The organism is Achromobacter sp. SIMBA_011 (assembly GCF_046535435.1).
Lineage (GTDB): Bacteria > Pseudomonadota > Gammaproteobacteria > Burkholderiales > Burkholderiaceae_B > Achromobacter > Achromobacter dolens.
This window is the reverse complement of sequence record NZ_JAWRWN010000104.1, coordinates 1-382: the sequence shown is the minus strand read 5'-3', so window position 1 is coordinate 382 and position 382 is coordinate 1. Positions and strand designations below refer to the sequence as shown.

1 pseudogene is annotated in these 382 nt (G+C 63.1%); it reads right to left on the bottom strand.

From position 1 onward, the window contains the following. Positions 1-297, bottom strand: a pseudogene (locus SB816_RS30120) (MarR family transcriptional regulator); the annotation flags it as partial. Positions 298-382 lie beyond the last annotated feature (85 nt).

The window sequence follows — 382 nt, the reverse complement described above, 5'->3', positions numbered from 1 at the left end:
CGACGCCTTCGCGATCCGCGCCTGCGCCTGCGCGATCGATGGATTGCCCTGGAGCGCCTCGTCGATCAGCTTCGGCAGCTGCGGATCGCCGAACTGGCTGGCCCAGTCGAGCGTCGGCCACTGGCCGCCCTGGGCTGGCAGGCTTTGCGCCGATTCGAATTGCGACGCGGGCGCGATCTGCTTGTCGCTCTTGATGCCGATATAGTTTGCGCAGCCCGCCAGCGCCAGCGCGGCAACTGCGGCGGCGACGGCGGTGCGGCACGACCCGGCGCGCACGGACAACGTGGAGGATTTCATCGCGCTGTTCCCTGACTCGGAATGAATGATGGACACTGCAAGGATTTCCTTACATTAATCTGTCAAAAGTAATTGTTATGGCAAC